Raw genomic sequence first — 15,658 nt, 5'->3', positions numbered from 1 at the left:
AAACCAACCATCTCGAAAACCCGCCCCGGCCTGATTACTAGAAAAAACGTTCATAATCATCGTGGTTTCCAATCCAAAACCATGTCACGGTATCTCCTTGTAAAATCCCCACTGCTCGATAGCCGCGCGTGATTCTCGCAGACCAGATATTTTCTTCCTGGTTGATGCACTTGAAGTTCAAAGATCGATGAAAGGGATTTTCCAGCCAGAAACGATAAGCTTTTCTAGCTTGCTCTTTTACTCTACTGTCAAGAGAATTGTATTTTTCCCAAAAGGAAGGAAGGGTGGCAGATTTCATAACTCATTGAGTCTCATTTCCTGTGCCTTTCCTTCAGCAATTTCTTGTTTTGCGCGTTGGGCAGCAGCCACAAGTTGCGGTTGCGTTTTCTTGAAAGATTCGTCCCATTGAAGCTCATCTTTTAAGTCTGCGATATACTCTTTCAAGTATTCCGCTACTTGCTGCTGTAAAGTTTCTGGCAGAGACTGCATCATCTCGATCGCTGCATCAATACCTTCCCACAGTTCAGAAAGCGGTACAGTCTCTCCTGTCATTGCTTCGTGCCATCCTTGACGAAAACAGTCTTCGGCTGACTTCAGCGGTTCCTCATCCGCCAGAACAATAACGCGAACTCGGCGATCGGCAAATTTGGCTGATTGGGCGAGAATTTCTTCCCACGTTCCCTCTAGTTCTAGTAGTTGTGTTGTCATTTTTTTCATGGAATTGTGACTAAGTTTATTTTAGCGTGTGAAGAAGTGCGATCTAGTAGAATAACAGTAGCTTAAGGAATTATGGAGAAGAATTTAGAATTACTTTAATACCTTTTTCTAGTCTCTGAATTTCTGTCCATTGCGAATCAATCCAGGCTCTTTCAGCCTGACGTTGTGCAGGTGTTTCTTTCTGATATCTATCTTGCTTTTCTAAAAATTCATTGTAAAATATCATGGCTTGAACCAAAGCTTGACTTCCTACTTTTAATCTGTCATCAAAGATTGAATTGATGAAATTATCGATCGCGGTTGAAACCTGCTTTTCAAAATTTACAACCTGTTCCCAAAAAAGATCACCTAAACGCTGTTTGGTTAGATTATCCAGAGCCGGACTAAGTGCAGCTCTCAGTGATTCGGTATTCTCAGGCAAGTAAACTGTCGGCTGCTCAAATTTATTTGCTATCTCGCTAAAAGTTACATTCATCTGATGATTCAACACATCTTGTGTCTGCCTATCTAAAATTCCCAAATACTGGGTAATCACTTTTAAGTTAATCGTGTTAAGGTCTTGATAAATCTGAACCAGGCTGGACTTAATATTTTTATCAATTTCCATATAAACAAGATCCATAACGATGGGAATATCTTTAATAAAATCATCCTTTTCCCCCCAGCCAATTCCTTTTTTTTGTTTCTTGGCTGCATCAATAAACCACTTCTGTTTAACGCGAACATCAAATATTTTATCCCAATAATCTTGAGATTTATCGATCGCCGAATTTTGACATTGCTCGCCTAGTTCATTAATTCTGACATGACAGCCGCTCAGTTCCCCAAGCTGTTGCCATATTTCCTGTTTTGAAGCTTGGACAATCCCAAGTTTGCAACTCCAAACGTCTTCAGCATGATCGATATCGTTCCGGCATTTTTGCACAACTTTCTCAAGTCTGGTAGCTGATCCCATCAATTCATCGAACCCAGGCTGGACTGACTTAATCACGGTTGTAGCAGATTCCTTAATCTCTAAGGATTTATAATCATCCGCCGCGACGACAGCCGCAGATTGGGCGATGTTCTGAAATGCTTGCATGAATTCGTTCATTTAAGTAATTCCACTGTAGACTGACACAGTTAACCATAATCATATAATATACTATAATATGTAATATCAATCGCTATTCAGGTAAAAAATATGATTTTTGTGTTTCCTCCTCACATACAGGCTGGCATCATCTCCGGCACTTATGAAGTCGTGAAGAATAGTGCAGGAGTATTATTGGGAATTGCTAGAGATACGGAAACAGGTCGCTTTGTAGGTTCGGCAATTGGTATGGTTGCCGAGCCGTTGTTCGCTATTCCAGATAGTGCAGGAGTATTATTGGGAATAGCTAGAGACTTGGCAACAGATCGCTTTGTAGGTTCGGCAATTGGTATGGTTGCCGAGCCGTTGTTCGCTATTCCAGATTTTGTATTAGGTGTAGCGCAAATGGTTCAAACAGACCTGGGTTTTCAAGAAACTTACAGAAGACTAGATGTGATTCAGTATGGCTTAAACTCTCTCTCGGCTAATGTGGGCATTCTGTCAGCATCTACTGCCGTCATTGGTGTCGGTGTGGTGGCCATAGCTGCACTGTCAGCCGTTAACCTTCATCAGACATTGAAAATGAGGGAAGATATTAAGGAATTGAAGCTAACAGTTACACATGGTTTTATTAGTATAGAGGCACTGCTGAGAGACCAAAAAGCAGAAGTTATTGCTGAAATTAAACTGTTAGCTGAAAGCATTAATTTTGAGCACCATCGTTTAATCTTAAGTCAAGCTTATCAGAAATTTGCGATGGCACAGAGACTAATTCAAAGTGCTTTATTAATGGAAGATAAACATACCAGAAATTCTACCTTAACAAGTGCACAACACATTTTAGCTAATGCTTTAGCTGACTATAATAATCCTGAATTATTCAAAGCCACTTGTGCAGTTGGCTATCTTCGTAGAGTTGAATGTGCTTGGGCAATTGAGCAGACAATTTCATTAACTTATCAATTGCTGAACGAGCCTGCATCTGTAAGTAATTCCCTTTCCCACCTCCAAGAAAGAATACGCCAAGACATTCTCACCGTTATTGAGCGCTGCACAAAAGATGAAATTGATTTTATATTTCCAGAAATCACACGGATTTATAATCAGGATCTAGTAGTTTTGAACTCTTGGCAAAATCAGGTAGATTGGATGCTAAGTTTATCGGCTGATGAGCGTAAACAATTGGCTAGTTTAAATATGGAAACGACACCAGTTTCAAATACTAATCAAGAAATTGCTATAATGGCAGAACCAGAAGAAATTGCGCTCTACGAAAACTTGCAGCAAAAATCCCACTTCAAATCACTACGCGATCAATTGCGATTTTTGATAAAACCTAGCTTGCGTCAACAACATGAATCTTATATCAGTCAGAAAGCAACTACCTCTGGCTATAAAGCTTTAGCCCCCTCAAATTGGCAAGAAGTCAATGATTTAACTGTTGCTAACCTCTACTGGTATTTTCAAGGAAATGATGAATCAGCAAAGCAGACCGCAACAACATAGCCCTAGTTTGTCACTAATCAGCGAGTCGTGCGGCTGGAATTGGGTCTGTAGCTGAAGGTAAATCAACTTGTAGGGTGCGTCAGACTAAATTATAGATTGACAAAATAAGGGTTTGGGACTCTGACGCACCCTACTCTATATGCGAGTTGCTACATTAAATTAAAAAATGTGAATTTTAAGTTATTGGCTGAAACCTATTTCGCTTAAAGCCTTTCAGCTAATCTACAGCTTACACCACATTCATCTAAATACGATCGACTACATTCAAATCGAGCATTTACGGCTTTTTGTTAACAATCAAGCTCTCCAAGATGCCTTTAAACATTGTTACGACAATTTGGTGATCGTTGCGATATCTCACAAAATTTTCCAACTTGCGCGCAGATTTTAGTTAAGTTTAATATTATTTAAACACAACTATTGCATCGGTAACAAACTTATAGTAAATTTACAATTTATCGGGGAATGCACAGCCATTACCTATTAATGCCTCCTCGATAAAAATTAAAAACATGAACGAAACAAAAGTTTTCGGAATGCCAGCAGAAAAAGGCCGCTGGTTGTTCGTTCCGCTGGGAATCACGGTCTTGCTTTGTCTGGGTACAGTTTATTCTTGGAGTATCTTTAGAAAGCCGCTAGAAAAGCAGCTCGATATCGGTGCAACGGATAGTTTATTGCCGTTTACCGTATTGTTAGTAGTTTTTGCCGTACTGATGCCAATTACCGGCTTTTTTATCGATCGCTACGGTTCTCGCACCGTGACCGCAGTCGGCGGCGTCGTGACGGGAATCGGCTATATTTTATCGGCATTTGCACCTAATATTACTGTCCTGGTAGTCACCTATGGAATTATCGCCGGTGCCGGGGTGGGAATTGCTTACGGCGTACCGCTAGCAGTAGCAGCCAAGTGGTTTCCCGATAAAAAAGGATTGGCAGTTGGGCTAACAGTAATTGGGTTTGGTTTGTCGCCTTTAATTACCGCACCGATTGCCAAATATTTAATCGATACCTATCAAATAGCGCAAACGTTTCTGATTTTAGGCATCGCTTTTACCGTCATTATTTTGGCAATTTCGACCGTTTTGAAAATGCCGCCAACTGGATGGACGCCTGCGGGATTTGCGGCCGCCCGATCGGGAACAGCGGTAAATAGCCAGATCGCACCGATGATGAAATCTCCCGCATTTTACGGGCTGTGGGTGTGCTACACAATTGGCACGCTGGTGGGATTGGGCGCGATCGGAATTTCTTCTTCCGTGGCGCAGGAAATTATTAAATTAGACGCCGGAACGGCTGCGGCAACGGTTTCTCTGTTTGCCATATTTAACGGTATGGGGCGTCCGATGTTTGGTTGGATAACCGATCGATTTAAGCCAAAATATGCCGCAATCGCCAACTACATTCTCATCTTAATCGCATCGATTATGATGACTCAGGCGGGCGTTGGACAAGTCGCAACTTATATCATTGCGTTTTGTTTGTTCTGGCTGTCGTTAGGAGGATGGCTGGCGATCGCGCCCACGGCAACTTTAACTTTATTCGACCCCACAGACTACGCGAAAAACTACGGCATTGTGTATACAGCCTACGGAGTTGGAGCGTTTTTCGGTACAATTGCTGCGGGGAAAATTCGCGATACTTTTGGCAGCTATACCAACGCTTTTTACATTACGGCAATTCTTGCGGTTGTTGGCATCATCACCGCCGTGTTTGCGCTGAAGGGAGGGGTTAAAATTGCAGCCGAAGCCGATGTTTCTTAATCGGGACTGGCGTACCCCCGATCGAAGAAACCGGGTTTTTTAGGAAAATATGGGATTTGAGCCGTGAATATCGGTGAACAACCCAGTTTCTCGGCTTTTCCAATTTTCTAAGATATCTTTAAACATCTTTACAGCAATTTGGCGATCGTTATCTCTCACAAATATATCGTAATTGGGACTTGAGTTAATTTCAATTAACCAATATGCTCCGTTTTTATCTAGTGCTATGTCAAGCCCCGCATAATTAATCGCAATTTCTGCAAAAACAGGTTTAACAAAATCTTCAATCTCAGACATGAGATTTGGATTAATTATATGTTTGGCTTTCGCACCTTCCCAGTGCAGCGGGCTTAAATTCCCCGCAAATTTCGCCTGAGATTTGTCTTTCTCGTACAGCAAAACTAGCTTTTCTTTGCAGAATACAGCGCGATATTCGTGGACAATTTCGATATATTCTTGAGCTAGCGCCACATAGTCATAATCTTTGCTGTTGACGTTAAATATAATTTCTAGGGCTTCTTTAATTTGCTCTGTAGTTTTACATAAAAAAACATTGTTGCCACCAGCACCGCGATTTCTTTTGAGAATCACCGGGAAAGCGAATTTTTTGTTTACTTCTAAAACTATTGATTCAATATCTGGGAAACTCAAATACTTTTTATACTTCTCCTCGCAGTGAGGCGAGACAAAACCGAGAGTTCTGGGAGTATTTATATTGCCGTTTAATAGTTGATAAGTATATTCTTTGTCTTTAAAAATTTCTGCTACTGACGCGCTGTTAAATGGCGTCATGTAATTGACAAAATAATATTCTTCGCCGCCATGTTTGAGTCTAATCAAGTTTTGGGAAGGATGCAGGATTTCGTAAGGGATATTTAATTCCTCACAAGCCGCCAGCAGGATTTGAATATTGGTTAGCATAAAATGCAATTTCAATTGTGAATTTTAACTTTCATTGTTTTTCATTTAAGGCTTTTTGCAGATATTCAAAAGTTTCTCGCTGTTCTTCTTCATCTCCTTCTTTTGCCCATTTATCTAGCCATTCTATTGCAGCTAAATTATTCTGCATTTGTTCTTCCTTCGTCCTTTTCGGAAGCAGAGGCAAGGTATTGCTATTAAAAGGATTTATCCATTGACTTAATCGCATATCGACCACTTCAGCGATTATGGCTTTCAGTTCTTCAACTGTCAGGTCTGCTACTCGTTTGGTTTCCATTTTGCAACCTCATTCTTTCAAAGTTATCTGAAAAAGTTGAGATTCGAGAATCTCTCTCAAACCTCAAATTCTATCAAATTCTATCCAAACAACCGCTGTTGTCCGTTGGCCGCATCTTTCCCGGCATAAATCTCGCGAGTTCCCTTGGGAATGTAAATCCAATCGAATTCTTGCAAGCGGTTTGTTAAATTGGAAATGCTCACTCCCAATTCATCTCTCATTTTGTATAAATGCGACCACTTAGTTAAATCGCGTCCCTGTCTTTTTTCCTCCAAAATACACCGAGGCATCAACAAACAGCTTGCAAAATATTGCGCTTGCCATTCGATCGACAAAACCTTATTATCCGCACTCGCACCCCGACAAACAAACGGTTCCTCGACATCAGATGCCGTTTTTCCTTCATTCCCTAAGTTTAATTCCAACTGTTCCACAGTGCCGTCTGCTTCGTCTTGATTGACGTGTAGCACCCAGTGGCCGATTTCGTGGGCGATCGTCGATTCGATGAACCCCGGCGGTTTTTCGAGAATCTGTTCGTTGATTTCGATTAACCGCTGCTGCGGCAAAATCCTCGCCGCGATCGCACCTTCTTCATCCGGCTCAATGCACTCCCAAACTACGCCCAAATCCAGAAAATCAGCAACCGTTGTCGCATCAAAAGGCCATCTCGGAGCAAAATTTTGCGTTTTCTGCATCTGCATCAAGATGTCATTTGCCAAACGCTCGATCGTTTCTTTGGGATAGAAGCAATACGGCTTAAAAATACTCACTATGAGGGGCCTCTCTTACGCTTCAAAAGACTGTTTGAGCCAATCTGGATTTTCTTGCATTCGGCGGAAAAGAGCCTGCATTTCCTTCGGATTCTGCTTCAGCAGCGCTTCGTACTGCTGCGGCAGCCTCCCCGCCAAGAAAATCAATTCCTCTTCGTTTATGTCTAGATTCCGCGCTAATGCTCGGATTACCTCCTCTTTTGGCGCATAATCCGCTCGATCGTTCTCCAACTTCGACAAATAAGTAAAGTCCACACTTAGCATAGCTGCTAGCTCACGTTGTGAGTAAGCTTTGTCCTTGCGAGCTTGACGGATCAGTCTTCCAAATGTTTGTTCCACGGTTTTTTGCCTCCTGACAAGCATTCTAGCCTGTTTTGATGAAAAGTTCAACAAAATACTTGACGGGAAAATCAACCCGCGCTACCATGAAGTTAGTTGACGGTTTAATCAACCTACCGAACCTGACTGGTAGGGTTAAGGGTGCAAATTAGCCTAGCTCACACGCTACATATAGCGTCGTTAACTTCAGAGGAGTGAGAAGCGCTGGGCGTCAAAACGCTTGTACGCAGCAAATAAGGAGGAGCAGATCGCAAATGCTGAGAACCTGGACAGACACGCATTACAAGCTGGAAGACGATGACTGGCTATACATCGCCACCCACGAAGAACAAAGCTCAGCCTCACTGGTTTGTCCCGGCTACGCGCGGGATGGCGAAGGCTTCAGCATCCACTTCACCCCAGCGCACCTAGAAACATTAGAGCATTTGCTCGCCGCGCTGCGGATTATTAAAGCTCAACAAGAGGCGATGCTTGAGTATACCTATCCCGAACCAAAAGCGACAACACATCTCATTCGGTAATCGAAGTTCGGCCACCAGCAATGTACGAGATTTAACTGATTACCAATTACCAATTCCCGGTAAAGCAATAAAGAACTAAGGAAAAACGAACAATGACTACTAAAACACAAGAAAGACCTACATTTTCAGTATTTGGTGCCAAACCGAGCAATGCTTTGCTAGTACCAGAAATCCCGATCGCAGTACGTAACAATTGCCAAAGTGGCCAGTGGGCGATCGGCGACACCGACTACGGTTCCAAGTGTTCCATGACAATCCTCAAATTCTCCAAATTCTTCGGTTCCCTCGGTCAAACTTCCCACACATTGTGGGGTCAACTGTGGTTTGTCGCAGAAAGTGGCGAATTGCCGCAAGGAGTAGTCATGGTGACATACATCAAAAACCGCAGCTTGAACGATTTTAACCGTTTGGTAGCATCAGTTCAATCTCGCGGCGTAGAGCCTGCAACAGGAATTTTTGTTCCCGAATTTGTCAAGCATTCCGGTCAGAAACCCGACGACAGCGGAGTAGTAAAACCGATCAACTACTACAGCTTGAAATGGTCTTGGAACGAGCGGAAAGATTGGGCGGTTATCGACCAAGCCGCAGCAGTTTTGTCCGATTCTAGCAATCAATCGCGGATGATTGACTTAGAAGGAACAAGGGCTATGGTGTGTTTAGATAACCTGCCGGCGCAGCAAGTTGCCTGCTTGATGGCTGCTCACGCTAGCGGTGAAAACGATGCTATGGCTTTGAATTCCAACGGCAGTATGTCGCTACCGCCAGCCGAAGACCAATTAACTGCTGACTTGTTCTAATTTTGTTGTAAAGGCGCGATTTAATCGCGCCTTTGCCATAACTGTTACAACAGACTGAAATGAAGAAATTAACCAAGCTAAAAACCAAACCAAACCTGCAAGAAAGCCGTTTGAGAGAGAATCTTGAGCTGCTAGACCAAATTCGGACAGACGCAGTTAACGACATCGAAAGTCTCACCGAAGGCTTCCAGCACATGACTTTAGTAGCCGAATCAGTCCAGCGGAATTACCGAGCTTTGTTAGCCGAAAATCAATTGCTAAAAGGCGCACTTTTAAGTATAATTGATGAGTGCGGCTGCTGGCAAGGAAATCGGTGCGATCGCTGCTGGAAAATTCTCAGAACTCTAGCCAGCGCCAATCCCGAAGAAAAACCCGACGCAGCCAGAAAATACCAAGCTATTCTCAGCCAACTCCGCAACTTTGAATAACTGAAAACGTTTCACTAAAAAATCTCGAAAACTTAGAATCAGGAGAAGAAACAATTATGACAGTAGCAACTGCCAAGGATAGCAAAGCCCAAATTTTGCAAAACTTTCAGCAGATTTTAGCCGACAAGAAAAAGATCGAATCCAAAGTCGAAACCAAAGAACAGTCAGCCGAAAAAGCCAAAAACAAACAACTCCTCGAAGTCGCTTCCACCTACACAATTGACAGCATCGTCAAAGGCTTGGCAGACTTGCAATTAGATTTCGGCAGCATCATCAGCGGACTTTCCGAAAAACTGAAGGCGGAATCTTCCAAATTAGACGAATTAAAACGCGCGATCGAAATTGAAGCCCAACAATTGCAAGAATTGCAGCAAATCCGAGTTGTAGCAGACGCCCTCCACATTTTAACTCAAGAACACCGAGAAAAATTGACTCTGCTCGAACAAAACAGCGCCAACCAGCGCGAACTTATCGAAAAAGACACGACCCAAAAACGCAAGATTTGGGAAAAAGAACAGCAAGAGTTTGACATAGCAATTCAAGAACAAATTGCACTAACAACAAAAGAACACCAGCGGGAAACAGCAGATTATCACTACGAATTAGAACGCACCCGCAAAGTCGAAACTGACGAATACGAAGAAACAAAACGCAAACTAGAACGGGAATTGCAACAATCTACTCGCGAAAAAGAGAAAAACTGGGTAGAACGCGAACAAGTCCTGAGTGACAATCAAGCTGAGTTTGAAGAGAATCAAAAGAAAGCCGCTGGATTTGAAGAAGAACTGAAACAGGCTTATGTCAAAGCCAAAGAAGAATCTATTCAAGAAGTTTCCCGCGAAGCTAAAGTCAAGGCAGATTTAGTGGAGAAAGAATGGGAAAGCACTAAGCAAGGATATGAATTGAAAGCGCAATCTTTGCAGCAGACTATTGAGCGACAAACCGAACAAATTGCCGAAATTTCCGCGCAACTCCAAGCGACTATGAAGCAAGCGCAAGACTTGGCAATGAAAGCTTTTGCCAGCAAAGCTTAAAACCCAGTAAGGTGTGCAATACACACCTTACGAAAAAATGACAGAAATTTTCCCAACAATTAAGGAATGAAAAGTCATGAACAAAAGAGTTAGCGACAAAAGCACCAAGGCTGAAATTTTAGAAGCGTACAAGGAAGCAGCGCAAGAAAAAGCGCTGTTAGAATCGCAAATCCAACAGCTAAACGCTTCCCAAAAGCAAAAACCAGCCCCAGAAAAACCTATTGTGGAGGCACAAAAACCAATGGCTTTAACTCAAAATCCACAAAAAATGCAGTCCACAATCGACAATTTAATCTTACTGCAATTTGGCTTTGGTGGGGCTGTCAGCGAGTTGTCTGAAAAATTAACTTCAGAAGCTGCTAAAGTCGAAGAATTGCGGCGCACTGTGGGCGAGGAAATTCAACAACTGCAAGAGTTGCACAGTTTAGAAGATGTTGCAGAAGATACGCTGGACAATTTAATTCAACAGTACGAAGAAAGCGCGAAAACTTTTGCTGGCGAACTCAGTGAACAGCGCGAAACTGTTGAACAGGAATTGTTGGAACGCCGGCAAGCTTGGGAAAAAGAGCAGGAACTGCAAAAGTTGGCCGTTAAAGAACGCAATGAGAATCATCAAAAAGCTCGCGATCGGGATGAAGAGTTGTATGATTATGATTTGAATCTTCAGCGAAATCTGGACATCGAAGAATACGAACAGCGCCAGAAAAGGCTGTATCAAGAAATCGAAGAGTTTCAGCAAGAACAGGAGAAACAGTGGGCGGAACGCGAAAAATCTATTTCGGAACGGGAAAAACTTTATGCTGAGGTGAAAGCTAAGGTAGAAGCTTTCCCGAAAGAATTGGAAGCTAATATCAAGAACGGGAAAGATAACGGCCGCAATATTGGCAATTATCAAGCTAAAGTTAAGGCTGATTTGTCTGCTAAAGATATCGAAGGGCAAAAGCAAAATTATGAACTGCAAATTCAAGGGATGTTACAGACAATTCAAAATCAAGATGCGCGCCTTGCTAGCTTGTCGAAACAATTGGATTCTGCTTTGAAACAGGTTCAAGATTTGGCGGTGAAGGCGATTGAGGGCTCATCGAATTTGAGTTCTTTGCAAGCAGTGAGGGAAATTGCGATCGAACAAGCGAAGACTCAGCAGAAAAATAAGTAGATAAGTAGTCCCTTTAGATACCCGATTTCTTGCAGAAGTCGGGTATCTGGGTATTGAAGGAGCATCACTCGGCGGTTGAAACCGCTCCTTGTCAAACGAAGTCCGCCTGCGCGGACTAAGAGAAAGTGCGTATTCTGTTTTGTTAGGTGGGTTTACTTAATTAGCTGGGATTAAGGATTAAAAACTGTTTAAGACTTTTCGCTTGCATCAGATTTAGGAAACTTGCACTTTACCTCAACTTCTAAGTTGCTTTCTGCTGAACCTTCAGTAATGTAGGGGATGCCGGCTTTTCCACCCATTTTGATGGCAAATTTAAGTGTTACCTCTTCAACCTCAGCCGCACCGAAATCTTTAAAAGCCGTCACAGCATACATAGCATAATTGCGAATTAGCAGGCGAGCTTGCTGCATCCGATTAAGTGCATCGCTTCGCACGTCTCTCACCTCATCAAAAGGACTATCCTCCTGTGAGGTTGCGGCTTCGTCAATTGTGACTTCGTACACTTCACTACCTTCTTTAAAAGCGAAACGCTGTAATTCTGACATAATGTTACCTTTTGTTAAGTTTTGGTAGAGTTTGCTTAAAGATCGAGCGGGCTTCCGAAAAGTTGAGTTATTCTAGCGATAGAATTAAAACAGCAATTCAGGGTGCGTGTCAACTAAGGCAGTATTTTTTTTAAATCCAGGTTGAACTAAATGGCTCGTTACGCCCTTGTTATTGGTATTGCTCAGTATCAAAGCTCCAACCTCAAACCCCTCCCTAAAGCCGCTACTGATGCTGAAGTTGTGGCACGGGTATTAGAGGAATATGGCCAGTATACTGTTACTCGACTGCCACATCGCTGGAACGCTGAGAGCCAGCGTTTTGAAGTAGCACAGCAAAAAAGTGTTTCTGCTGATGAGGTATGTGAAGCTCTGCAAAATTTGCTCTTGGAACGAGGTACGAAAAGTGATGTACTGATTTATTTTGCCGGTCACGGTCTGACTTTTTTTGATAACTTGGGGGAGCAAAAAGGAGCATTGGCTACTTCCGACTGTCAGGTGGAAATGGTGGGAAGACAGGTGGTCAGTTATAAACACGGGATTGATTTGTCAAGCCTCAATCGGCTAATTAAGAAGTCGGATCTGAGCAGTTTGGTAATGTTGTTGGACTGCTGTCATAGTGGATATTTTCTTGAAAGTCAGCTAGTGCAACAAACTTTAACCGCTTTCAGTACACAAAAGGATTATTATTTAATTACGGCTTGCCGGAGTTTTGAGACTGTAAAAGCTTTGGCTGGGGAAGCGCACGCCATTTTTACAGGAGCTTTGCTGAAGGGTTTGGCCTCGGAAAATGCTAGTAGAAATGGGCAGGTCAGTGGCGATCGCCTATTTGATTATATCAGCAATGAACTTAAGGGCACTCAGTGGGGGCAAGAAGCGATTCGTATGGGCTGGGGCCGCTGCATTACTCTGGTAACGTATCCGCAACTAGAGACTTCGGCTACTGAAATTAATTTCGATCGCGAAAATCCCTATCTGGGACTCTATGCTTTTGAAGCTGAACAAGAGAAGTATTTTTGTGGGCGGGAGGAAGCAGTTCGGACGCTGATTACTCACCTGACAAATAGCCGTTTTCTATCTGTTATCGGCTATTCTGGTTCGGGCAAATCTTCTTTAATAAAAGCGGGATTGCTGCCCCAGTTGAGTCGGGATAGAATTCCTGGTAGCAGTCAGTGGCCCGTTGAATCTTTTACTCCCGGTAAGCACCCCCTCGGAAAACTGGTGGATATTATAGCTCGACATCGAGAGCAGAATCAGCTTTTTGTAATTTTTATAGATCAGTTTGAGGAGATATTTACTCTCTGTGAAGATGAAGCCGAGCGACAGGGTTTTATCCGCCTGATTGCAGAGGAGATGAAGGATTCTGAGCGAAAGAGCCGGATGATTATTGCACTTCGTGGAGATTTTTTAATTCGCTGCGGTAATTATCCAGAAGTTTTAAATTTGATCAATCACATTCCGACTACAACTTATATTGTCAAGTCGCTAGGGATTGAAGAGTTGCCAGAGGCGATCGAGAAACCAGCCGAACTGCACGGGGTAAAATTTGAACGGGGGTTAGTATCCCAAATTGCCCAAGATGTTGCCGGTCAACCGGGAGCATTACCGTTGTTACAATATGCTTTGAAGGAGTTGTGGCGAGTCTGCATAGAAAAACCCGAATCACCAGAGCCGTTACTGACGAAAAAAGGCTATGACGAAATAGGCGGTGTTCAAGGGGCTTTGGAAAATCGAGCTAATGTGATCTACCAAAGTCTTGGTGATGGCGATCGCACTTTTGTACGCAAGCTGTTTATGGAATTGGTGCAGTTGGGTGAGGGTACGGAGGTAACGCGCCGGCGGGCTGATTGGGATAGACTAAGGGCGATCGGGGATTCTCCAGAGCAGTTAGAGCGGGTAATTGGGCTGTTGGCAGGGGCGCAGCAGCGTTTAATTATTGTGGATGAAAACACGGTGGAAGTGGCTCACGAAGCTCTGTTGTGTCGGTGGAAGTTACTGAGTGATTGGATTGAAGAGGATCAGGAGAATATTCGGATTTCTCGGCGCTTAGAGATAGCTTGTCGGGAGTGGGAAGAAACTTATCGCAAGTCAGATGATGCGCTGTTGACGGGTGCGCGATTGGCGGAGGTTGAGGAGTGGGAGAAGAGGGTGCAGCGGAATTTGACTGAGGATGAGAGGGAGTTTTTGGGGAAAAGTGTTGGTAGGCGCGATCGGGAGATTCAAGCTCAATTAGAACAAGAGCGGCAACTGCGAGAACTTGCCGAAGCTAACGCTAAAGTCGAAGCCGCAAGAGCTGAAGAGGAAAGAGCTAAAACTATAGCTCAGATGGAAAGAGCGCTCGCGGCCGAGGACAAAGCGAATGCAGAAACGGCAAGAGTCCAAGAGGCAGAAGCTAGAGTAAGAGTTCAAAAGCACAGAACGAGGTTAGCGATCGTATCTGGTATCCTTGCCATTTTCACTATGAGCCTTGGGCTATTGGCGAATCAACGCCAATTAGAAATTCACAAACGTGAAAATCAGGTTAAACAACAGAAGATATTGACTGTTTACGCTGTTATAGAGCGGGCTAAAAAACTTTTAGATAACAGCAATCAAATTGATGCCTTGACAACCAGTATCGAAGCGCTGGCTCAAATTAAAGAGCTAGATTTAGAAGACCCATCGATATTAAGCCCAATTAAATCGATCGTCGATAGCGTACAAGAAACTAACCGATTGTTACACCCCTATAAAGTAACAGTTGTAACTTTTAATCCTCAGAGCAAAGCAATAGCATCTGCTACTTCTGACGGAACTATTTGGCTTTGGAGTAAAACAGGCCAACTTCAAACAAAAATTTCAGGATTGTCAGGTCATAAAGCTGTAGTTTGGAGTCTCAGTTTTAGCCCTGACGGTCAAAAGCTAGCCTCTGCTAGTGGCGACAAAACTATAAAAATTTGGAATACAAAAACTGGTAAGTTATTGACAAATATTATCGGTCACAAAGCAGCAGTGTACGATGTTAAATTTAGCCCGGACAGCAATAATGCTGTGTCGGTCAGCGGGGATGGAACTGTAAGGTTATGGGATGTCAAGACTGGTAAATTGGTAAAAAAATTAGACAATAAAGGAAAACTTCTTCGCTTAGATTTTAGCCAGAACGGCTCAAAAGTAGCTTTCGCAGGCAATGATAATAGTGTAAATATTTGGGATTTACAAGACAAGGATTCAAAAACTATTGGCAAGCATGAAATTATAAATGGCTCTCGCCCTAGAATTAGTTATATAACGTTTAATTCGCAAGCTAATTTACTCGCGTCTAGTGACTACAAGGGTTTTATTAAATTGTGGGACGTAGAGAAAAATAAAGTATTGATGACGATTGATACAAAATCTTTTATACATGGACTGGCATTTAGTCCTGATAGTAAAATGCTCGCCTCTGCTGATGGAGAGGCAAATATTAAGTTATGGAAGTTAGGAAATATGCCTAGAGGAGTTTTAACAAAACAACCAGAACCAGAGATTCTGACGGGACATCGCGATGAAGTCGTCTGGGTCACTTTCCTGCCTGCAAAAGGTAACATCAAAATAATGGCATCTGCAAGTGACGATCGAATGGTAAAGATTTGGCGAATAGGAGATAAAAGTAGCTCTCCTAGCACTGTAAACAGTTTACTGGTGTATAGTTGTAATTCTTTAAAAAACTATTTCAATGCACAAAAAAACCCGGGATTAAAAGAAAAAGAAATTAAAAATTTTTGTGAAGATTACTACACAAATTAAAAACATAAGCTAATCTCTAAAAAGAGCTAACATGG

At 42.7% G+C, this 15,658-nt stretch carries 16 protein-coding genes; 8 read left to right on the top strand and 8 right to left on the bottom strand.

The genetic code is table 11. The annotated features are described in order from the left end of the window. Window positions 1-37: 37 nt before the first annotated feature. The 3 genes from QUB12_RS04985 to QUB12_RS04975 form a co-directional block, all read right to left on the bottom strand. A complete protein-coding gene (locus QUB12_RS04985; protein ID WP_333305744.1) occupies window positions 38-298 on the bottom strand; it encodes a ParE family toxin-like protein in 261 nt (86 codons plus the stop codon). Continuing rightward, complete coding sequence (locus tag QUB12_RS04980; protein WP_333305742.1) at window positions 295-708, bottom strand: hypothetical protein; 414 nt, start codon at window positions 706-708, stop codon at window positions 295-297. Before QUB12_RS04980 ends, QUB12_RS04985 begins: the two co-directional genes overlap by 4 nt. 79 nt (window positions 709-787) lie before the next feature. Further along, window positions 788-1,810, bottom strand: a complete 1,023-nt coding sequence (locus tag QUB12_RS04975; RefSeq protein WP_333305740.1) for a hypothetical protein — start codon at window positions 1,808-1,810, stop codon at window positions 788-790. Between the two features lie 90 nt (window positions 1,811-1,900). Between QUB12_RS04975 and QUB12_RS04970 the strand changes: the two genes are divergently transcribed. Both QUB12_RS04970 and QUB12_RS04965 read left to right on the top strand, forming a co-directional pair. Beyond that, the gene (locus QUB12_RS04970; RefSeq protein ID WP_333139979.1) at window positions 1,901-3,295 is read left to right on the top strand and encodes a hypothetical protein; all 1,395 of its coding nucleotides are present in this window, start codon (window positions 1,901-1,903) and stop codon (window positions 3,293-3,295) included. Window positions 3,296-3,807: 512 nt separating this feature from the next. Beyond that, window positions 3,808-5,055 carry an L-lactate MFS transporter gene (locus QUB12_RS04965; RefSeq protein WP_333139977.1) on the top strand — a complete coding sequence of 416 codons (1,248 nt, stop codon included), beginning with the start codon at window positions 3,808-3,810 and terminating at the stop codon, window positions 5,053-5,055. A gap of 39 nt (window positions 5,056-5,094) precedes the next feature. Here QUB12_RS04965 and QUB12_RS04960 read toward each other — a convergent pair whose 3' ends face one another. From QUB12_RS04960 to QUB12_RS04945, 4 genes are all read right to left on the bottom strand, one after another. Further along, entirely contained in the window at window positions 5,095-5,976 is an 882-nt protein-coding gene (locus QUB12_RS04960; RefSeq protein ID WP_333139975.1) for a YheC/YheD family protein, read from the bottom strand. Between the two features lie 31 nt (window positions 5,977-6,007). Beyond that, on the bottom strand, window positions 6,008-6,271 hold the full coding sequence (locus QUB12_RS04955; RefSeq protein WP_333139973.1) for a hypothetical protein: 264 nt from the start codon (window positions 6,269-6,271) through the stop codon (window positions 6,008-6,010). A gap of 80 nt (window positions 6,272-6,351) precedes the next feature. Beyond that, a complete protein-coding gene (locus QUB12_RS04950; RefSeq protein WP_333139673.1) occupies window positions 6,352-7,041 on the bottom strand; it encodes an ImmA/IrrE family metallo-endopeptidase in 690 nt (229 codons plus the stop codon). Between the two features lie 15 nt (window positions 7,042-7,056). Then, window positions 7,057-7,380: a helix-turn-helix domain-containing protein gene (locus tag QUB12_RS04945; protein WP_006634885.1), complete on the bottom strand. Its 324-nt coding sequence runs from the start codon at window positions 7,378-7,380 to the stop codon at window positions 7,057-7,059. 254 nt (window positions 7,381-7,634) lie between these two features. Between QUB12_RS04945 and QUB12_RS04940 the strand changes: the two genes are divergently transcribed. From QUB12_RS04940 to QUB12_RS04920, 5 genes are all read left to right on the top strand, one after another. Beyond that, entirely contained in the window at window positions 7,635-7,901 is a 267-nt protein-coding gene (locus QUB12_RS04940) for a hypothetical protein (protein WP_006634886.1), read from the top strand. Between the two features lie 92 nt (window positions 7,902-7,993). Next, window positions 7,994-8,698: a hypothetical protein gene (locus QUB12_RS04935; protein WP_333305738.1), complete on the top strand. Its 705-nt coding sequence runs from the start codon at window positions 7,994-7,996 to the stop codon at window positions 8,696-8,698. Window positions 8,699-8,757: 59 nt separating this feature from the next. After that, window positions 8,758-9,126 (top strand): hypothetical protein, encoded by a 369-nt coding sequence (locus QUB12_RS04930; RefSeq protein ID WP_333139969.1) that lies wholly within the window; start codon window positions 8,758-8,760, stop codon window positions 9,124-9,126. Between the two features lie 56 nt (window positions 9,127-9,182). Further along, entirely contained in the window at window positions 9,183-10,160 is a 978-nt protein-coding gene (locus tag QUB12_RS04925) for a hypothetical protein (protein WP_333139967.1), read from the top strand. A 76-nt stretch (window positions 10,161-10,236) separates the two neighbouring features. Then, window positions 10,237-11,316: a hypothetical protein gene (locus QUB12_RS04920; protein ID WP_333139965.1), complete on the top strand. Its 1,080-nt coding sequence runs from the start codon at window positions 10,237-10,239 to the stop codon at window positions 11,314-11,316. A gap of 188 nt (window positions 11,317-11,504) precedes the next feature. On the opposite strand, the gene QUB12_RS04915 is transcribed toward QUB12_RS04920, so the two are convergent. Further along, window positions 11,505-11,861, bottom strand: a complete 357-nt coding sequence (locus QUB12_RS04915; RefSeq protein ID WP_333305736.1) for a CU044_2847 family protein — start codon at window positions 11,859-11,861, stop codon at window positions 11,505-11,507. A gap of 150 nt (window positions 11,862-12,011) precedes the next feature. Between QUB12_RS04915 and QUB12_RS04910 the strand changes: the two genes are divergently transcribed. Further along, entirely contained in the window at window positions 12,012-15,623 is a 3,612-nt protein-coding gene (locus tag QUB12_RS04910) for an nSTAND1 domain-containing NTPase (protein ID WP_333305734.1), read from the top strand. Window positions 15,624-15,658 lie beyond the last annotated feature (35 nt).

It is taken from the genome of Microcoleus sp. B7-D4 (genome assembly GCF_036705125.1).
Taxonomy (GTDB): domain Bacteria; phylum Cyanobacteriota; class Cyanobacteriia; order Cyanobacteriales; family Microcoleaceae; genus Microcoleus.
The sequence above is the reverse complement of the archived record's forward strand: the minus strand, read 5'-3'. Positions and strand labels throughout refer to the sequence as shown.